General features: G+C 39.8%; 14 protein-coding genes and 2 pseudogenes. 15 read left to right on the top strand and 1 reads right to left on the bottom strand.

Annotated elements, in window-relative coordinates; genetic code table 11:
• Window positions 1-266 precede the first annotated feature (266 nt).
• The 12 genes from NST97_RS04565 (at window position 267) to NST97_RS04510 (ending at window position 16,999) form a co-directional block, all read left to right on the top strand.
• Window positions 267-2,024, top strand: a complete 1,758-nt coding sequence (locus NST97_RS04565) for a 2-oxoacid:acceptor oxidoreductase subunit alpha (RefSeq protein ID WP_341342982.1) — start codon at window positions 267-269, stop codon at window positions 2,022-2,024.
• Complete coding sequence (locus tag NST97_RS04560; protein ID WP_063386733.1) at window positions 2,025-2,891, top strand: 2-oxoacid:ferredoxin oxidoreductase subunit beta; 867 nt, start codon at window positions 2,025-2,027, stop codon at window positions 2,889-2,891. It abuts the gene before it with no gap.
• Window positions 2,892-3,094: 203 nt separating this feature from the next.
• A complete protein-coding gene (gene miaB / locus NST97_RS04555; RefSeq protein WP_094246007.1) occupies window positions 3,095-4,627 on the top strand; it encodes a tRNA (N6-isopentenyl adenosine(37)-C2)-methylthiotransferase MiaB in 1,533 nt (510 codons plus the stop codon).
• Window positions 4,627-5,052, top strand: coding sequence for a RicAFT regulatory complex protein RicA family protein (locus NST97_RS04550; RefSeq protein ID WP_063386735.1), 426 nt, complete (start codon window positions 4,627-4,629; stop codon window positions 5,050-5,052). The genes miaB and NST97_RS04550 overlap by 1 nt, the downstream gene beginning before the upstream one ends.
• A 242-nt stretch (window positions 5,053-5,294) precedes the next feature.
• Window positions 5,295-5,849 carry an outer spore coat protein CotE gene (cotE, locus tag NST97_RS04545; RefSeq protein ID WP_063386736.1) on the top strand — a complete coding sequence of 185 codons (555 nt, stop codon included), beginning with the start codon at window positions 5,295-5,297 and terminating at the stop codon, window positions 5,847-5,849.
• A gap of 514 nt (window positions 5,850-6,363) precedes the next feature.
• Window positions 6,364-8,982, top strand: a complete 2,619-nt coding sequence (mutS, locus tag NST97_RS04540; RefSeq protein WP_341342981.1) for a DNA mismatch repair protein MutS — start codon at window positions 6,364-6,366, stop codon at window positions 8,980-8,982.
• A 9-nt stretch (window positions 8,983-8,991) separates the two neighbouring features.
• Window positions 8,992-10,890 (top strand): DNA mismatch repair endonuclease MutL, encoded by a 1,899-nt coding sequence (gene mutL, locus NST97_RS04535; RefSeq protein ID WP_341342980.1) that lies wholly within the window; start codon window positions 8,992-8,994, stop codon window positions 10,888-10,890.
• 226 nt (window positions 10,891-11,116) lie between these two features.
• Window positions 11,117-12,073: a tRNA (adenosine(37)-N6)-dimethylallyltransferase MiaA gene (miaA, locus tag NST97_RS04530; protein WP_341342979.1), complete on the top strand. Its 957-nt coding sequence runs from the start codon at window positions 11,117-11,119 to the stop codon at window positions 12,071-12,073.
• A gap of 31 nt (window positions 12,074-12,104) precedes the next feature.
• Complete coding sequence (hfq, locus tag NST97_RS04525; RefSeq protein WP_066246428.1) at window positions 12,105-12,332, top strand: RNA chaperone Hfq; 228 nt, start codon at window positions 12,105-12,107, stop codon at window positions 12,330-12,332.
• A 418-nt stretch (window positions 12,333-12,750) separates the two neighbouring features.
• A complete protein-coding gene (spoVK, locus tag NST97_RS04520; protein ID WP_232515765.1) occupies window positions 12,751-13,665 on the top strand; it encodes a stage V sporulation protein K in 915 nt (304 codons plus the stop codon).
• A gap of 803 nt (window positions 13,666-14,468) precedes the next feature.
• Window positions 14,469-15,716, top strand: coding sequence for a GTPase HflX (hflX, locus tag NST97_RS04515; protein WP_082830231.1), 1,248 nt, complete (start codon window positions 14,469-14,471; stop codon window positions 15,714-15,716).
• A 14-nt stretch (window positions 15,717-15,730) separates the two neighbouring features.
• Window positions 15,731-16,999 carry a methionine gamma-lyase family protein gene (locus NST97_RS04510; RefSeq protein WP_341342978.1) on the top strand — a complete coding sequence of 423 codons (1,269 nt, stop codon included), beginning with the start codon at window positions 15,731-15,733 and terminating at the stop codon, window positions 16,997-16,999.
• Window positions 17,000-17,006: 7 nt separating this feature from the next.
• On the opposite strand, the pseudogene NST97_RS04505 reads toward NST97_RS04510, so the two are convergent.
• Window positions 17,007-17,111, bottom strand: a pseudogene (locus NST97_RS04505) (helix-turn-helix domain-containing protein); the annotation flags it as partial.
• Between the two features lie 99 nt (window positions 17,112-17,210).
• Here NST97_RS04505 and NST97_RS04500 point away from each other — a divergent pair.
• The 3 genes and pseudogenes from NST97_RS04500 to NST97_RS04490 form a co-directional block, all read left to right on the top strand.
• A complete protein-coding gene (locus NST97_RS04500) occupies window positions 17,211-17,618 on the top strand; it encodes a MerR family transcriptional regulator (protein ID WP_063386743.1) in 408 nt (135 codons plus the stop codon).
• A gap of 48 nt (window positions 17,619-17,666) precedes the next feature.
• A complete protein-coding gene (glnA, locus tag NST97_RS04495; RefSeq protein ID WP_063386744.1) occupies window positions 17,667-19,001 on the top strand; it encodes a type I glutamate--ammonia ligase in 1,335 nt (444 codons plus the stop codon).
• 193 nt (window positions 19,002-19,194) lie between these two features.
• Window positions 19,195-19,531 (top strand): annotated as a pseudogene (locus NST97_RS04490) (IS3 family transposase); the annotation flags it as partial.
• Between the last annotated feature and the right edge of the window lie 282 nt (window positions 19,532-19,813).

Below are 19,813 nucleotides of genomic sequence, written 5' to 3'. Positions count from 1 at the left end.
TATACAGAAATGAAGAATGGTGAATATTTAAAATTTTTTGTCATTACAAGCATTTAAACTTGTAATTTTGATTATTTAGGGATAAAATTGAAATCGTTTAGGATTATCCCAAAAATTTTAAGGTATGGTGGTTTTGCTGCCAGAACAAGGTTATTATGGCTAAAAATAGCATAATTCATCATCATAGACTTTTCGGCAGGGCAGTGGGCCTCTAAAATACCGGAAATGATAAAGATATTTTAGATCCAAAGGAGTGTAACATAGAAATGGTAAACCAACTCTCATGGAAAGTCGGTGGGCAGCAAGGAGAAGGAATCGAAAGTACAGGAGAAGTCTTTGCAATTACGCTCAACCGGCTTGGTTATTACCTATATGGATACCGCCACTTTTCTTCACGAATTAAAGGGGGACATACAAACAATAAAATTCGTGTCAGCACGAAGAAAGTTCGAACGATAAGCGATGATTTAGATATTCTTGTTGCTTTTGACCAAGAAACGATCGATTTTAATTTTCACGAATTGCGGGACGGCGGAGTTATTCTTGCCGATGCAAAGTTTGGACCGAAAATCCCTGAAGGAAGCAATGTTTCCTTATATTCAGTACCTTTTACGAAAATCGCTTCAGAGCTGGGAACATCTTTAATGAAGAACATGGTTGCAATCGGTGCAACAAGCGCAATTTTGAATCTTGACCCGTCATTATTTCAGGAAGTTGTACAAGACACTTACGGAAGAAAAGGCGAACAAGTCGTCTTAAACAACATGGAGGCGATTAGAAAAGGCGCCCAATATTTAAAAGAAGAATTAGGGTTTGACCGTTCAGATCTTTATTTGGAAAAAGCGGATGGTCAAAAGCGGATGTTCATGATTGGAAACGACGCCATCGCTCTAGGTGCGATTGCCGCTGGTGCACGCTTTATGGCTGCCTATCCGATTACTCCCGCTTCGGAAATTATGGAATATTTGATTAAAAAGCTTCCAGATTTAGGAGGAGCTGTCATTCAGACGGAAGACGAAATCGCTGCAGCCACAATGGCGATTGGAGCCAACTATGCTGGCGCTAGGGCATTTACTTCCTCTGCTGGTCCAGGTTTATCATTAATGATGGAATCGATCGGTCTGTCAGGCATGACGGAAACTCCGCTAGTCATAGTTGATACACAGCGCGGTGGTCCGAGCACTGGACTTCCAACTAAGCAGGAGCAATCGGATTTAATGGCTATGATTTACGGAACACATGGAGAGATACCAAAAATTGTTATTGCACCGAGCACGGTGGAAGAAGCATTTTATGATACGGTTGAGGCGTTTAACTTAGCGGAAGAGTACCAATGCCCTGTGATTGTACTTTCTGATTTGCAGCTTTCTCTTGGTAAGCAAACGGTTGAACCTCTTTCCTATGAATCTATCCAAATTCGGCGCGGAAAACTATTAAATGAAGAATTAGTTCCGGAAGCAGGCAATCAAGGGTATTTCAAACGCTATGAAATAACAGAAGACGGTATATCGCCGCGAGTGATTCCTGGAATGAAAAACGGCATCCACCATGTGACAGGTGTTGAGCACGATGAAACCGGAAAACCTTCGGAAGCTGCCGCAAACAGAAAGGCGCAAATGGAAAAACGGCTTCGCAAATTAGAACAAATAGAGTTCAACAATAAAGTTCATAAAAATGACAAGCATGAAGAGCCGGATATTTTGTTCATCGGCTACATTTCGACAAGAGGGGCCATTGAGGAAGCGATGGAACGTCTAGAAGAAGACGGAGTGAAAGTGAACCATGCGCACATCCGTCTCATTCATCCATTCCCGAAAGAGGAAATTCGCCCGCTCATTGAAAAGGCTAAACAAGTCATCGTTGTGGAGCATAATGCAACAGGACAATTAGCAAATCTTATAAAAATGAATGTCGGATTTGCTGACAAAATTCAATCTCTATTAAAATATGACGGAAACCCGTTCCTGCCGAATGAAATTTATACGCAAAGCAAGGAGTTCACAAAACAAGGAGTGTTGTTCTAAATGGCCACTTTTAAAGATTTTCGCAACAATGTCAAACCGAATTGGTGTCCGGGTTGCGGCGATTTCTCGGTTCAAGCAGCTATACAGAGGGCAGCGGCTAATGTCGGTTTGGAACCGCATCAGCTTGCAGTCATTTCCGGAATTGGATGCTCAGGAAGGATTTCAGGTTATATATATTCTTACGGCTTCCATGGAATTCACGGTCGTGCGCTGCCGATCGCACAAGGCGTAAAAATGGCGAACCAAGATTTAACGGTCATAGCAGCTGGCGGTGACGGCGATGGGTTTGCTATTGGTACGGCGCATACCATTCATTCGATGAGAAGAAATATCGACATTACGTATATTGTGATGGACAACCAAATTTACGGGTTAACAAAAGGACAAACGTCCCCAAGAAGTGATGTCGGTTTTAAAACAAAAAGCACCCCGCAAGGTTCAATTGAATCTCCGCTGTCCGTAATGGAATTGGCGTTAACAGCAGGTGCTACGTTTGTTGCGCAAAGCTTTTCGACAGATTTAAAAGATTTAACTTCCTTGATCGAACAAGCAATTCAGCATAAAGGCTTTTCCTTTATCAACGTGTTCAGTCCTTGCGTTACTTATAACAAAGTGAACACATACGACTGGTTTAAAGAGAATTTAACAAAGCTGAAAGATATTGAAGGATATGATCCTTCTGACAAAAAACTTGCCATGCAAACGTTAATGGAATATAACGGTCTTGTAACAGGTCTTATTTATCAAAATAAAGAACAAAAACCATATGAAGAGCTTGTTCCAGGATTCGGCGAAGTGCCGCTTGCAAAAGCTGAACTGAAACTTAGCAAAGAGAAATTTGACGAATTAGTAGCAGAGTTTATGTAGGAGAGGGGTTCCCCTCTCTCTTTTTTTGACTTCAATTGTTAAAGGAAGAAATCTACTTTTAGCTTATTTCTAGAAATCTTGTATCGAAAATTTTAAAAAAAAGTGTCTTTATTATAAAATAATGGTGCAATATTGTGTTCTGCTACTTAACACGATATACTATAAAACAGTGTACACTTTTAAACATGAAGGAGTAATGCGCCATGAATGAAAAACAACGATTAGCAACCACGTTTGTGAATCCTTCGGACAAAAAATCCGAGAAGGATTACAGTAAGTATTTCGAGCGTGTTTACATTCCGCCTTCTTTAAAAGATGCGAAAAAGCGCGGAAAAGAAGAAGTGAAATACCATAAAGATTTTGTCATTCCTGAACATTTAAAAGGAATGGGAGAAGGCAGAAAGTTTTATATTCGCACATACGGATGTCAAATGAATGAACATGATACGGAAGTGATGGCCGGTATTTTTATGCAACTCGGATATAAGCCGACTGACAGCACAGAAGATGCTGATGTTATTTTGTTAAACACATGTGCGATCAGGGAAAACGCTGAAAACAAAGTATTTGGGGAAATTGGGCATTTGAAGCCGCTCAAAATGGAAAAGCCGGATCTTATCTTAGGTGTTTGTGGCTGCATGTCCCAAGAAGAATCTGTTGTCAACAAAATTTTAAAGCAGTACCAATATGTTGATTTAATTTTTGGAACACACAACATTCACCGCCTTCCGCATTTGTTGAATGAAGCGTACATGTCGAAGGAAATGGTCGTGGAGGTTTGGTCAAAAGAAGGCGATGTGATTGAAAACCTTCCGAAAGTCCGGAAAGGAAATATTAAAGCTTGGGTCAATATTATGTACGGCTGCGACAAATTTTGCACATATTGCATTGTTCCGTACACTCGAGGCAAAGAACGGAGCCGCAGACCGGAGGATATTATTCAAGAAGTTCGCCACCTTGCAGCGCAAGGGTATAAAGAAATCACGTTACTTGGTCAAAACGTAAATGCCTACGGGAAAGATTTTGACGATATCAAATACGGCCTAGGCGATTTAATGGACGAGCTTCGAAAAATCGATATCGCCAGAATTCGTTTTACCACAAGTCACCCGAAAGATTTTGACGACCGTTTAATTGAAGTTTTGGCCAAAGGCGGCAACCTTGTCGATCATATCCATCTTCCGGTGCAGTCAGGCAGCTCGGAAATATTGAAATTGATGGCACGCAAATATACGCGCGAACAGTATTTAGAATTAGTGCAAAAAATTAAAAAGGCGATTCCAAACGTTTCGTTAACGACTGATATCATTGTCGGCTTTCCAAATGAGACGGATGAGCAGTTTGAAGAAACACTCTCCCTCTATCGCGAAGTCGGCTTTGACAGTGCCTATACGTTCATTTATTCGCCTCGGGAAGGAACGCCTGCTGCTAAAATGAAAGATAATGTCCCGATGGAAGTGAAAAAAGAACGACTGCAGCGATTAAATGCATTAGTCAACGAAATTTCCGCCCAAAAAATGAAAGAATATGAAGGCAAAGTCGTTGAGGTATTAGTTGAAGGCGAGAGCAAAAACAATCCTGACATTTTGGCAGGGTATACGAGAAAAAATAAACTAGTTAACTTTAAAGGTCCGAAATCGGCGATTGGTCAGCTTGTAAAAGTAAAAATTACAAAAGCCAAAACCTGGACTCTTGATGGAGAAATGGTGGAAGAGCAAATTGGGGTGACATTGTAATGGCGTATACGAAAGACGATATTTTAGAAAAGGCAAAAGAACTGGCGCAAATGATAGCCGAAACAGAGCAAGTTGACTTCTTTAAAAAAGCGGAAGAACAAATTAACGAAAATCAAAAAGTTCGGGAAATGATTGCCAGCATTAAAAGCCTGCAAAAACAAGCCGTCAATTTTCAGCATTTCGGAAAGCATGAAGCTCTCAAACAAGTGGAGGAGAAAATTGACAGCCTGTATGAAGAATTAGATCAAATTCCGATCGTCCAGCAATTTAAAGAATCGCAAATTGAAGTTAACGATCTTCTTCAATTAGTAGCGAATACAATTTCAAACCATGTGACAAATGAAATTATTCGCTCAACTGGAGGCAATCTGTTAACGGGTGAAACAGGCGCCCAAATTCGGAATAAACATGGATCTTGCCATTAATCGTATTAAGGTTTTCAGGCTATTTTTGAAAAAATAAAAACCGTTTGAGCTTATGAACAATCGGTATTTCTATGATTTCGGCCAACCCTCCCTCATTTTGTTTAAAGACGCGTCAGCGTCTTTTTTAATTTTTGGTACATATTTTCTGGCTCATGCATAGAATGAACTAGAAGGATTTATGAAAATATCGAGCTTGTCCTAGCGAAAATCTTTTTACGATCGTTTTGAGGAGGGTTTGGCAAATGGCAGAATATAGGGAAATCATAACGAAAGCGGTAGTAGCAAAAGGTCGAAAGTTTACTCAAGCAACACATACGATTAGTCCTGAGAAGAAACCAGCAAGTATTTTGGGTGGTTGGATTATTAACCATAAATATGATGCGCAAAAACGGGGGAAAACAGTTGAAATCGAGGGAACATATGATATTAACGTTTGGTATTCATTTGATGAAAATACGAAAACAGAAGTAGTTACAGAGCGTGTCAAGTATACAGATGTGTTAAAATTACGATATAAAGATGACAACTATTTAGATGACGAGAACGAAGTGGTTGCCCGTGTTTTGCAGCAGCCGAATTGTCTGGAAGTCACCATTTCTCCAAACGGCGAAAACATTGTGGTTCAAGTAGAAAGAGAATTTTTAGCAGAGGTCATCGGAGAAACGAAAGTGGTTGTCTCCGTCCATCCTAACAACTTGTCTGAATCCGATGAGGAATGGGATGATTGGGAAGAGGATTTAGAGGATGAAATAGAAGATTTAACGCCAGAGCTTTTAGAAGGTGAACCAGAAGAATAATGAAAAACTAGGAGGGCTGCTTCCTAGTTTTTTTATGTCAAAGGTTTGGCGGAATAAACAAATCTGTGAATAATCGTGTACTTGCTTCCTGTTTTTTATGTCAAAGATTTGACGGGAAAAACTAATTTTGCGATAATCGCGCGCTGGTTTCCTTGTTTTTTAGTCAAATGTTTGACGGAATAAACAATCTACGAATAATCGTGCCCTTGCTTCCTAGTTTTTTATGTCAAAGGTTTAACGGAAAAAACTAATTTGCGATAACCGCGCACCTGCTTCTTAATTTTTTATGTCAAAAGTTTAAAGGAATAAACAAATCCGCCATTAATCATGAACATGCTTCTTTATTTTTTATGTCAAAGGTTGACGCAATAAACAAAATTGCGAATAATCATGTACGTGCTTTTTAGTTTTATTGTTTTGTCATAGGTTATTTGAGCGAATAAGTTTTTTTCGGAATAAAGAGTTTGTGCTATAATAAAAGATGTTAACTTTTACATACAGTCGGGGGATGAACATGGCACAATACACGCCAATGATACAGCAATATTTAAACATCAAGGCAGACTATCAGGATGCCTTTTTATTTTTTCGTTTAGGCGATTTTTATGAAATGTTTTTTGAGGATGCCATCAAGGCTTCTCAAGAATTGGAAATTACGTTAACAAGCCGTGATGGCGGGGGCGAGGAAAGAATCCCGATGTGCGGGGTGCCGTATCACTCAGCCTCAAGCTACATCGAACAGCTCATTGAAAAGGGCTATAAGGTGGCGATTTGTGAACAAACAGAAGATCCGAAACAAGCAAAAGGTGTTGTGAAACGGGAAGTCGTTCAGCTCATTACACCAGGGACATTAATGGAAGGAAAAGGGCTAGGCGAGAAAGACAACCAATATATTGCTTCCGTTACGGTCTTTGAAGCGCTTTTCGGCTTAGCTTTGACAGATATTACGACAGGGGAATCATATGTCACCCTTCTCTCCACAATGGAGGACTGCTTGGGAGAGCTTTATTCCCGCCAAGTGAAAGAGATTGTAGTGGCAGATGATTTTCCTGAGAAACTGAAAAAAATGATATTAGAAAGACAGCCTGTGACATTTTCGATTGAAAAAGACGCAGCTTATCTTGAAAAATTAGACAGCATTGCAGGACATTTGCAAGATCAGCGGCTGAAAATAACGTTTGCAAGGCTATACAACTATTTAGAACGGACGCAAAAACGGACGCTAGAGCATTTGCAAAAGGTGGAGTTTTATCAATTAAATCAATATTTGAAAATTGATATGTACTCGAAAAGAAATTTGGAGCTGACCGAGACGATTCGGTCGAAAGGAAAAAAAGGCTCCCTTCTTTGGCTGCTAGATGAGACGAAAACAGCTATGGGCGCGCGTCTGCTGAAGCAATGGATTGACCGTCCGCTTATTGACAAAAAAGAAATTGAAAAGCGGCAAAATATCGTTGGAATATTGATCGACCGCTATATCGAAAGAGAAGAACTAAGGGAATTGCTGAAGGAAGTATATGACTTAGAAAGACTGTCGGGAAAAATTGCGTTCGGAAATGCAAACGCAAGAGATCTGATTCAATTGAAAAAGTCGCTTGAAAAAATTCCTGAGATCCGCACAATCGTTGCTTCGTTAGGAATTGCTGATTCGGAGCAAATAAAAAAAGAAATTGATCCTTGTGAAAGCTTGAAGGAGTTGCTTCAAAAAGCGATCATCGAAAACCCGCCGATTTCAGTCAAAGAAGGGAACATCATTAAGGACGGATTTAACGAAGAATTGGATCGCTACAGAGATGCAGCGAGAAACGGAAAAACGTGGATAGCAGAGCTGGAAAAGAGAGAAAGAGAGCTGACAGGAATTAAATCGCTTAAAATCGGCTACAACAAAGTGTTTGGATATTATATTGAAGTAACGAAAGCGAATCTTCATCTTTTGGATGAAGGAAGATATGAACGGAAACAGACGCTGGCCAATGCTGAACGTTATGTGACACCAGAGCTGAAAGAGAAAGAAGCGTTGATTTTAGAAGCGGAAGAAAAAATCGTTGATCTTGAGTATGAATTGTTCGTGCAAATTCGCGACGAAGTAAAGCAATATATTCCTAGATTGCAGCTCTTGGCTAAAAAGATTGCCGAGCTTGACTGCCTGCAATGCTTTGCTGTAATCAGCGAAGAACGACATTATACGAAACCGTCTTTTTCCGACTCCGAGCTTTACATTAAAGATGGTCGTCATCCAGTCGTAGAAAAAGTGATGGAATCCGAAAACTATGTTCCGAATGATTGCTGGATGAAAGAAGGAAGGAACATTCTTTTAATTACCGGTCCAAACATGTCAGGAAAAAGTACGTACATGCGGCAAATTGCTTTAACGGCTGTTTTGGCGCAAATCGGCTGCTTTGTCCCTGCCAGCGAAGCGGTTCTGCCGATCTTTGACCAAATTTTTACTAGAATTGGAGCGGCGGACGATTTAGTATCAGGGCAAAGTACGTTTATGGTGGAAATGCTGGAAGCCAAAAATGCGATTGTACATGCCACGAATCAAAGCTTGATTTTATTTGATGAAATCGGGCGCGGGACATCGACATATGACGGCATGGCGCTTGCTCAAGCGATAATCGAATACATTCACGACCACATCGGAGCCAAAACATTGTTCTCGACCCATTATCACGAATTAACCGTGCTCGGAGATGAATTGCAAAATGTGCAGAACGTCCATGTTAAGGCAATAGAGGAAAACGGAAAGGTTGTTTTTCTCCATAAAGTGGATGAAGGAGCGGCTGATCAAAGCTACGGAATTCATGTTGCTGAGCTTGCGGAGCTTCCTGAAATTCTTATCCAAAGGGCAAAAGAAATATTGAGCAAGCTCGAAGGAGACAATCAGAAAGAGAAATATACACCATCCGTCATCGAGCATTCGGTGGAACCGAGCATCGAGTATTCTGCTGAGCCAAGCCAGCTTTCTTTATTCGGTGATGAAATAGCAGAGAAGAAAAAAGAGCCGGCAGGGAAAAAGCTATCATCAAAGGAAAAAGAGGTGCTCTCCATCATTTCTTCCTTAGATCTATTGGATATGACGCCTCTTGAAGCATTAAACACACTGTATGACATCCAAAAGAAATTGAAATAGGTGATGATGATGGGAAAAATCATCCTTATGGATGCTAGTTTATCCAACAAAATTGCCGCTGGGGAAGTCGTGGAGCGGCCGGCTTCTGTTGTGAAAGAACTAGTCGAAAATGCGATTGATGCAAACAGCACAGTGATTGAAATTGAGGCGGAAGAAGGCGGTTTGAGCAAAATTCGCGTCGTGGACAATGGGGACGGAATGGAGCCAGATGATTGCGAAAAGGCGTTTAAGCGGCATGCAACAAGCAAAATTAAAGATGAAGCGGATTTATTCCGCATCAAAACTCTCGGCTTCCGGGGCGAAGCGCTGCCTTCGATTGCCGCCGTTTCTCATCTGGAAATGAAAACTAGCACAGGGGATAAACCCGGGACGAAAATTACTTTAATCGGCGGGAAGGTAACAGCAAAAGAGACAGCATCAAGTCGAAAAGGAACAGACATCACGGTCACGAACCTGTTTTTCAATACGCCGGCGCGATTGAAGTATATGAAAAGCCTGAATACGGAGCTTGGGAGAATAACTGACATAGTCAATCGTCTTGCGCTGAGCTATCCAAACATATCGTTTAAATTTACGCATAACGGCCGGCGGCTTCTATATACGAACGGCAAAGGAGATGTAAGGCAAGTTCTTGCAGCGATTTACGGGGTTCCCATTGCGAAAAAAATGTTTCCAGTCCATTTCCGTTCGCTTGATTTTGACATACGCGGCTATTTATCGTTGCCGGAAGTGACAAGAGCATCCAAAAACTATATTTCTACGATGATCAACGGAAGATTTATTAAAAATCATTCCATTACGAAGGCGGTGGAAGAAGGGTACCATACGCTCCTGCCTATAGGGCGTTTTCCGGTCGTCTATCTTCATATTGAAATGGATCCGATCTTAGTGGACGTAAATGTTCATCCTGCCAAACTGGAGGTCAGAATCAGCAAAGAAGCGGAATTATTTGAAGTCATCGCAAAAGGCATCCAGGATGCATTTAAGAAAAAAGAGCTTATCCCAACCTCTGATACAGTCAAAAAGAAAAAAGAGCACCCGGTAAATGTGCAGCAGGAGATCCAATTTGAACATCTGATCAATGAGGAAAAACAGGATCCAGAATGGACGTTTCAACCAAAAACGGCTGACAATCAATGGAACGAAGATGATTTGTATTCGATTGATCATAGAGGAGCGGATGAAGAGCAGCAACAATCCTTTTCCTCTGAAAAAATAGCTGAACCTCCAGTTGTCAATGGAGAAACTGAAGTACAAGAGTATTTACCAAATAACAACGAAGAACATGAAGAGAAGGATTCGGACAATAATACGTTGGATGAAAGCCGAGTTCCTCCAATGTATCCAATTGGACAGATGCACGGCACTTACATTTTGGCGCAAAATGAAAAAGGATTATATATAATCGATCAGCATGCTGCCCAAGAAAGAATCAAATATGAATATTTTCGCGAAAAAGTTGGGGAAGTGGCGAGCGAAGTGCAGGAAATGCTTGTTCCCCTTACACTGAGCTTTTCCTCTGATGAAGTCATGGTGATCGAAGAGCATAAAGAAGAGCTGGCAAAGGTCGGAGTGTTTTTGGAGAATTTTGGACCGAACACCTATATCATTCGATCTCATCCAACATGGTTTCCGCAAGGTGAAGAAAAAGAAATTATTGAAGAGCTGATCCAGCAGGTGCTTGATGAAAAAAAGACGGATATCCACAAGCTTAGAGAAGATGCAGCCATCATGATGAGCTGCAAAGGATCAATTAAAGCGAATCAATATTTAAACAATGAAGAAATATTCGCGTTGCTAGAATCGCTAAGAAAAGCGTCAGATCCATTTACTTGCCCTCATGGCCGGCCGATCATCATTCATTTTTCCACCTATGAGCTGGAAAAAATGTTTAAGAGGGTTATGTAATAGTTTTCTGCAGCATGTAAAAGATCGTTGTCAAGTTATGAGGTAAATGGAGATGAGAGCAATGATTGGACAAGAGTTGTTTTTTTCGGATTAGAGCAGTATAAAGAGAATATGAAATCAATTGAAAAGAGTATACTCTATGATGAAAAAGGGTATAATACATTGGTGTTTTCTTAAAAATCATGATACGATGAAACAGTGAGTATTTTTTGAAAGTGTGGTCAATATGGAAGAAGAAAAGGATAGACTTGTTGTTTTAATTGGCCCAACTGCTGTCGGAAAGACGAAACTAAGCATTGAATTAGCCAAAAAATTAAACGGTGAAATTATCAGCGGCGATTCCATGCAGATTTATAAAGGAATGGATATCGGAACAGCAAAGATAAAAGAGCATGAAATGGAAGGAATCCCCCATCATTTAATTGACTTAAAGAATCCTTCGGAAGAATTCTCCGTTGCCGAGTTTCAAAAGCTTGCGAGAAAAGCAATTGCCTCGATAACTAAGCGCGGAAAAATGCCGATGATTGTTGGGGGAACAGGCTTGTACATTCAAGCGGTTCTATATGATGATTACCAATTTTCCGATATTCAATCTGACCCTGAAATAAGAAAAGAACTGGAAAATTTTTTGCATGAACATGGGAATTTAGCATTACACGAACGTTTACAGGAAATCGACCCTGACAGTGCAGAACGAATTCATCCAAACAATGCTAGGAGAGTCATCCGTGCTTTAGAAATTTACTATAAAACAGGAAAAAAAATGAGCGAGCATATAAAGACGCATGAAGCAAATGAGCGCTATCATACTGCCATTATCGGCCTTACGATGGACCGCGATGTATTGTATCAACGCATTGATAAAAGAGTTGACGAAATGATTGAGGAAGGTTTGATTGAAGAAGCAAAATCACTGTATGATTCTGGAGTTCGCGGTGTACAATCTGCGCAGGCGATTGGATATAAAGAATTATACGATTTTTTTGATGGCAAGGCTTCTCTTGCAGAAGCAATTGAAACGTTGAAAAAAAACACAAGAAGATATGCGAAAAGGCAACTAACATGGTTTCGAAACAAAATGAATGTCAAATGGTTTGATATGACTCCGCCTGTCTTGATGGAAGAAAAAGTTAGTGAAATTTTTCATTATATAGCAGGAAAGCTTCTTTCTGAGAAGAAATAATAAATTATAGAGGATATGAGGAGGACGAATGATGAAGCAACCGATAAACATTCAAGATCAAGTGTTAAATCAGTTACGAAAAGATGGCACTTACGTGACCGTGTTTTTATTAAACGGTTTCCAAATTAGAGGACAAGTAAAAGCATTTGATAATTTTACGGTCCTCATCGAATCAGAGGGAAAACAGCAGCTCATTTACAAGCATGCGATCTCAACATTTGCACCGCAAAGAAATGTACAAATTGACATTGAAGCATGACGAAAAAACCGGAGATGATCTCCGGTTTTTTCATGAGAAGGAAAGGTTTCGTGGCAGCGGTTCCGATATGTCAGGTATTTTTCTATCTTCAATCCATGTTTTCCTAATTATCGTCTAAACGCAGATAATTTGAATGGTCGTTATTTTTGCCCTTCGCTAATATTTAACTGACCTGTCCTAGAATCTGTACTTGTCCAGGCCGCAAGCCACCCAGGCTTCAGAAAAATACTGCTTAGTTTTTATGAAGACATAGATGAAAAGAAGGTTTGTACTACTTGGCTTTCAGCATAAATATTAATAATAACAACCTTTTTCCATGACATGTTCCTTTAAACAAAGTAGATGTAATTTAGAAGATAAATATAAAAATGAGGTGAAGCCTGTGGAGCGAGCGGTCACCTTCAAAAATAACGGCCAAATGAATATTGTCTTAGGACAAAGCAAAACTGAACTTGAAGGTAAAAAGGAAAAAATCGCAACATATGATCTTTCCATTTCCAAAGCGGCTGTCGAACACAGTGTATTAAAAGAGATTGAACAGGAGATGGGCGCATTAGTTGGAATGGAAGAAGTGAAAAGATTATTAAAGGAAATATATGCATGGATTTTTGTGAATAAAAAAAGAGAAGAACAGGGGTTAAAAACCGGAAGGCAAGCGCTTCATATGCTGTTTAAAGGGAATCCCGGAACGGGAAAAACAACGATCGCGCGATTGATCGGAAAGCTTTTTTTCCAAATGAATGTTTTATCGAAAGGACACTTAATTGAAGCGGAGCGGGCTGATTTAGTAGGTGAATATATCGGCCATACAGCGCAGAAAACGCGCGATTTGATCAAAAAATCACTTGGCGGAATTCTTTTTATTGATGAGGCATACAGTTTAGCCCGCGGAGGAGAAAAAGATTTCGGAAAAGAAGCAATTGACACCCTTGTCAAACATATGGAAGACAGACAGCATGATTTTGTGTTAATTTTAGCTGGATATCCAAGGGAAATGGATCGTTTTTTATCTTTAAATCCCGGACTCGAATCCCGTTTTCCGATCGTAGTTGATTTCCCAGACTATTCAGTCGATGAGCTGATGGAAATAGCAAAATTAATGATGAAGGACAAAGAGTATCGATTTAGCCATGGAGCTGAATGCAAATTGAAAGAGCATTTGCTAAAAGTGAAATATGCGACTCACCCAACGAACTTTTCAAATGGAAGATATGTTCGCAACATTATCGAAAAATCTATACGGGCACAGGCAATGAGGCTCCTGCTTTCTGATAAGTTTGGCAAGGAAGATTTGCTTCTTGTAAAAGAAGAAGATTTAATATTAAACGTATAAGCAGCCCCTAGGCTGCTTTACTTGATTATTGAAAAGAATTGATTGATAAATCTTTATTTAAATGGGTTTTGAAGAAAGCTCCTGTTTCATTGCTGCACATAATTTACACAAATTCGTTTATTTTTCTCACATAGTTTAGAAAAGAATGACGGCAGCCATTTAATTGGCTGAAACGATTAGAATTTGATACTCTTAACGTTGATTCAATAAATTTTTCTAGTGTTGAAGTGCGTTGATGATTTAAGTTTGATAATCTTTATTTTGACTCAATACGTTTCTGTTTTTAAAGCATACTGAAGATGATTTAGTTGAGTCCTAACATTGAACTTAGCAACGTTTCTAGTCTTGAAGTGTGCTGAAGATGATTTGAATTTGAACTCTGTACGTTTTGTTTTGAAATGTGCTGAAGATGAATTGAGTTTGATCATCCTACCTTTGAACTTAATAATGTTTCTAAAGTTGAAATGTGCTAAATGATCCTAACTTTGAACAGAGTACGTTATTGTCTTGAAGTACGCTAAGGATGATTGGAGTTGGTATCCTAATTTTGAACTTAGCAACGTTTCTAGTGTTGAAGTGTGCTGAAGATGGTTTGGATTTGAACTCTGTACGTTTTGTTTTGAAATGTGCTGAAGATGAATTGAGTTTGATCATCTTACTTTTGAATTCAATACGTTTCTTTTGTCTTGAAGTGCGCTAAAGATGATTTAAATTTGATAACCTTACCATTGATCCGTTTATCGAAGGTTTAATTCATAACGCATAGTTTATAAATTTGCAGCATAATTGGAGGAAGAAGACGAGTGGAAGAGAAAGAACAGGTGATTCTCGTTGGCGTCAAGTTCATGGAAACCGATGAAGAACAGTTTTTTTATTTAATGGAAGAGCTGAAATCGCTCACGGCTGCTGCGGGCGGCCAAGTCGCAGCTGTTTGCACACAAAATCGACTGAGGGCCGAACCATCTACATATATTGGAAAAGGAAAAGTTGATGAGATTAAACAGCTTATCGAGACGACAGAGGCAAATACCGTTATTTTCAATAATGAGCTGTCGCCCAGCCAGCTGCGAAATTTAGCTCGTCTGTTAGAGGTAAAGGTGATCGATCGGACTCAGCTAATTTTGGACATTTTTTCAAAAAGGGCGAAGTCAAGAGAAGGGAAACTTCAAGTTGAACTGGCACAGCTTGAATATTTGCTTCCGAGACTTTCGGGACATGGATTGAATCTATCTCGGCAAGGAGGAGGAATCGGGACAAGAGGTCCGGGAGAAACGAAGCTTGAAACGGATCAAAGGCACATCCGAAATCGCATTCACGATATAAAACAACAGCTGTCCCATATTGTTTCCCATCGCGAGCGTTATCGTTCGCAAAGAAAGAGAAATCATCAAACTCAAATCGCTCTTGTTGGCTATACCAACGCAGGAAAGTCAACGCTGTTCAATAAGCTGACAGCTGCTGATTCATTTCAGGAGGATATGGTGTTTGCCACATTGGATCCTATGACAAGGAAAATGTTTCTCCCATCCGGCATGAAGGTGCTCATGACTGATACTGTCGGCTTTATCCAGCAGCTGCCAACAAGCCTTATCGCTGCTTTTCGTTCTACGTTAGAAGAAATAAAGGAAGCAGATTTGCTTTTACATATCGTCGACAGCTCTCATCCTGACTATATTCAGCATGAAAACACCGTGAATGAATTATTAAAAGAATTAGGAACGGACGGATTGCCTGTTTTAACAGTGTACAATAAAAAAGATCAACAACTAGAGCATTTCTTTCCTTCTTTAAAGGAAGACTATATTGTCATTTCTGCTTTTTGTGACGAAGATATAGAACGGTTAAAAACAGCTATTGAAGAAAAATTAAAGAAAAAAATGCATCCTTACGTTGTCTCCGTTCCAACAGGTGATGGGAAACGTCTATCGTTGTTAAAAGCAAATACGCTCGTTTCAACCTTGCAATTTGACGAACAAAATCAGCACTATATCGTTTCTGGTCTAGTGTTTCGCGACCATCCAGTATATGATCAAATTATGAAGAATAAGTAGAAAGGGTTTTACAGATGTTTCAATATTTTACACATGGAAAAAAAATTATGGACATAGCTCAAAAAGTAGAAAAAAAAATAAAACCATTTCACGAAGAAATTGACAAAGTAGTGGAAGTAAATCAGCTTCGTGTGCTCAGAAGCTTTCAAAAGCATCGGGTGAGCGATTCCCACTTTATTCCCTCAACAGGATACGGATATGATGATATCGGCAGGGATACATTGGAAGATGTTTATGCTGATATTTTTGGATGTGAAAAAGGACTTGTCCGGCCGCAAATCATTTCTGGTACACACGCCATTTCAACGGCTCTCTTCGGCGTATTAAGGCCCGGCGATGAACTTATCTATATTACCGGAAAGCCGTATGATACGCTTGAAGAAATTGTCGGTATCCGCGGAAAGGGGACAGGCTCTTTAAAAGAATTTGGCATTTCTTATCAAACAATTGATCTGACTCCTGAAGGACGAGTTGATTTTGACCGAGTAAAAGCGGCAATCAGTGATAAAACAAAAATGATCGGAATTCAGCGTTCTAGAGGATATGATGTCAGACCGTCATTTTCCATTCATGAAATTAAGGAAATGGTTTCTTTCATCAAATCAATCAATGAAAAAATTGTTGTTTTTGTCGATAATTGCTACGGTGAGTTTACCGAAGATCAGGAGCCGGGACATGCAGGTGCTGATCTTATTGCAGGCTCTCTTATAAAAAATCCTGGAGGAGGGCTTGTGAAAACGGGAGGATACATCGTTGGAAAAGAAGAGCTCGTGGAAGCTTGCGCGTACCGGCTCACTTCGCCAGGTATCGGAAGGGAAGCCGGTGCAATGCTTTACAGTCTTCATGAGATGTTTCAAGGTATTTTTCTCGCTCCGCATGTTGTTGGACAAGCGCTAAAAGGAGCGATTTTTACCGCTGCAATGCTGGAAGAAATCGGGTTGCGAGTCAATCCTAGCTGGAATGAGAAAAGATCAGATCTAGTTCAGTCCGTTCAGTTTGATAATGCAGATATGATGATTGCGTTTTGCCAAGCGATTCAATCTGCATCGCCCATAAACTCGCATGTAACACCGGTTCCAAATGAAATGCCGGGTTATAGCGATCAAGTCATCATGGCGGCCGGGACTTTTGTCCAAGGCTCCAGCATTGAGCTTTCAGCGGATGGACCGATTCGTCCTCCATATGTGGCATATGTGCAGGGAGGCTTGACGTTTGAACATGTCAAAATCGCTATTTTCCATGCCGTCAATGAATTAATAGAAAAACGATTAGTCGAACTATAAAAAAACATTTCATCTGGTTCAGCGTTCTGCTTACGGTTTCTAGGGACGTTCCGATCATATTTGCCAATTCTCGATTCGTTAAATGGACTGTCAAACGATAAAGTTTTCCTTGTATAAAAAACCATGTTAAATTTTATGACATTATATTGACATGATATCTTACATTCATCTATAATGTAGATAAGCAAAAGGAAGGAGGGGCTAAAAGAGCATGAATGATCAAGACCGCCGTTCCATGCCGTTGTTTCCAATCAGCATCGTAAAACAGCTGACGGAACTATCTGCCAGACAAATAAGATATTATGAAGAACATGGTCTTATTTCCCCTGCGAGAACGGAAGGCAATCGCCGGTTATTTTCCTTCAATGATGTCGATAGATTGCTTGAAATTAAATCGTTGATTGAGCAGGGTGTCAATATGGCAGGTATTAAGCAAATATTTGCGTATAAAGAAAACGAACAAGAAAGACAAACTTTCGAAAGATCTTCATTGGCAAAAGAAAAATCAGATTTATCTGATGCCGAACTTCGCAAACTATTAAAGGAAGAACTTCTCCATGCTGGAAGAATGAACCGTGCAACATTAAGACAAGGAGACCTTTCACGGTTCTTTCATTGATAATATCGCTATATAAATTTATTTTTTATATATGAGAGGAGAAATAATATGCCAAAGTACACAAAAGAAGATATTATTCGTTTAGTCCAAGAAGAAAACGTAAAATTTATCCGCCTGCAGTTCACTGACATTTTGGGAACGATTAAAAACGTTGAAATCCCTGTTTCCCAATTAGAAAAAGCGTTGGATAACAAAATGATGTTTGACGGATCATCTATTGAAGGATTTGTCCGCATTGAGGAATCTGATATGTATCTGTATCCTGATTTAGATACGTTTGTCATTTTCCCATGGACAGCGGAAAAAGGGAAAGTTGCCCGCTTAATTTGCGATATTTATAATCCTGATGGAACGCCTTTTGAAGGAGATCCGCGCAACAACTTAAAACGAGTGCTGAAGGAAATGGAAGAGCTCGGATTTACAGCATTTAATTTAGGGGCTGAGCCGGAATTTTTCTTATTCAAACTGGATGAAAAGGGTGAACCAACATTAGAATTGAATGATAATGGCGGATATTTTGACCTTGCGCCGACTGATTTAGGCGAGAACTGCCGCCGCGACATTGTGTTGGAACTTGAGGAAATGGGATTCGAAATCGAAGCTTCCCACCACGAAGTAGCACCTGGTCAGCATGAAATTGACTTTAAATATGCAGATGCCATCAAAGCTTGTGATGACATTCAAACATTTAAGCTTGTTGTGAAAACCATTGCCCGTAAACACGGCTTGCACGCAACATTCATGCCAAAACCATTGTTCGGAGTCAACGGTTCAGGTATGCACTGCAACCTTTCTTTATTCCGAAATGGTGAAAATGCATTCTACGATCCAAATACAGAAGATGGATTAAGCGAAACAGCTTTACAATTCATTGCAGGTGTCATCAAACATGCAACAAGCTTTACAGCTGTGACAAACCCAACTGTCAACTCTTACAAACGTTTAGTGCCTGGCTACGAAGCTCCTTGCTATGTTGCATGGTCCGGCCGCAACAGAAGTCCGTTAATCCGGATTCCTGCATCTCGCGGCATGAGCACTCGTATTGAAGTGCGCAGCGTTGACCCATCTGCAAACCCATACCTTGCCATGGCTGTACTCTTGAAAGCTGGTCTCGATGGCATTAAAAACAAATTAACTCCGCCAAAACCAGTAGATCGCAACATTTATGTGATGACAAAAGAAGAACGCATCGAAAACGGCATTGTCGACCTTCCAGCAACATTATATGAGGCACTTGAAAACTTAAAACAAAACGAAGTCATTGTCAGTGCTTTAGGATCCCATTTATTCGAACATTTCGTCGAAGCAAAAGAGATCGAATGGGATATGTTTAGAACTCAAGTGCACCCATGGGAGCGCGAACAATACATCACCCAATATTAATTCCTGAAACCCCTTGACGCTCAAGCGTTGGAGGGGTTTTATATTTGTGGGTGAAAACAATAAATCTAACTTTCAATAAAAAGCACCCACAAAAATTGAAAAAAATTACTCCATAATTGATGAGGTGTATTCTTCATATTTACGCATCGAATCTTGATCGACCGTGAAAGCAGATTTACGGCAAATTCAATTATTCCACACAGACAGAGGCAATGAATTCAAGAACAAGACAATTGATGAAGTTCTAGATACTTTTCAGATTAATCGGTCGTTAAGCATGAAGGGGTGTCCCTATGACTACGCAGTATTATCAAAACAGAATTTGTTAAAGGTAAATATTTCGAAAATTTTGACCAATTGAAACTGAAATTAGATGATTATGTTCATTGGTTTAATATATTAGAATTCATGGAACACTTGGGTATTTAAGCCCGCTGGAGTACAAAGAGAAACACCTCAAACAGAAAAAAGGAATTTTAAGTAAAAACTACCAATCATTTATCAGATCATGTTCTTATTTTAGATCGTAGGAACCGATCGAATAGACCTAAACCAATTTTCCTGAATGAAATGTTAAATATGGTCTCACTCTTCCTTCAATTGAATGAGAAGGGAATGAGCCGGATGTTTACTTTATTAAAACAGATGGGTCAGGTAAAATGGTTGATACAACATGGATTTCATTGTCGGCAGGCAAACTTTGAAATCTGTTTTAAACGGAAATAAAAAAGAGTCGTCGACCCCCAATCGTGCAAAAATCCCGGGGGATCGACGACTCTTTTAAATCTTCATTGAGCCCAAGCAAATCAAAG

The sequence above is a fragment of the Aeribacillus sp. FSL K6-1305 genome (assembly GCF_038050115.1).
Classification (GTDB): Bacteria; Bacillota; Bacilli; order Bacillales; family Aeribacillaceae; genus Aeribacillus; species Aeribacillus composti.
The sequence above is the reverse complement of the archived record's forward strand: the minus strand, read 5'-3'. Positions and strand labels throughout refer to the sequence as shown.

Coding starts and splice junctions, on each gene's coding strand:
- NST97_RS04565 (WP_341342982.1), top strand. CDS start 267: ATGGTAAACCAACTCTCATGGAAAGTCGGTGGGCAGCAAGGAGAAGGA.
- NST97_RS04560 (WP_063386733.1), top strand. CDS start 2,025: ATGGCCACTTTTAAAGATTTTCGCAACAATGTCAAACCGAATTGGTGT.
- miaB (WP_094246007.1), top strand. CDS start 3,095: ATGAATGAAAAACAACGATTAGCAACCACGTTTGTGAATCCTTCGGAC.
- NST97_RS04550 (WP_063386735.1), top strand. CDS start 4,627: ATGGCGTATACGAAAGACGATATTTTAGAAAAGGCAAAAGAACTGGCG.
- cotE (WP_063386736.1), top strand. CDS start 5,295: ATGGCAGAATATAGGGAAATCATAACGAAAGCGGTAGTAGCAAAAGGT.
- mutS (WP_341342981.1), top strand. CDS start 6,364: ATGGCACAATACACGCCAATGATACAGCAATATTTAAACATCAAGGCA.
- mutL (WP_341342980.1), top strand. CDS start 8,992: ATGGGAAAAATCATCCTTATGGATGCTAGTTTATCCAACAAAATTGCC.
- miaA (WP_341342979.1), top strand. CDS start 11,117: ATGGAAGAAGAAAAGGATAGACTTGTTGTTTTAATTGGCCCAACTGCT.
- hfq (WP_066246428.1), top strand. CDS start 12,105: ATGAAGCAACCGATAAACATTCAAGATCAAGTGTTAAATCAGTTACGA.
- spoVK (WP_232515765.1), top strand. CDS start 12,751: ATGAATATTGTCTTAGGACAAAGCAAAACTGAACTTGAAGGTAAAAAG.
- NST97_RS04510 (WP_341342978.1), top strand. CDS start 15,731: ATGTTTCAATATTTTACACATGGAAAAAAAATTATGGACATAGCTCAA.
- NST97_RS04500 (WP_063386743.1), top strand. CDS start 17,211: ATGAATGATCAAGACCGCCGTTCCATGCCGTTGTTTCCAATCAGCATC.
- glnA (WP_063386744.1), top strand. CDS start 17,667: ATGCCAAAGTACACAAAAGAAGATATTATTCGTTTAGTCCAAGAAGAA.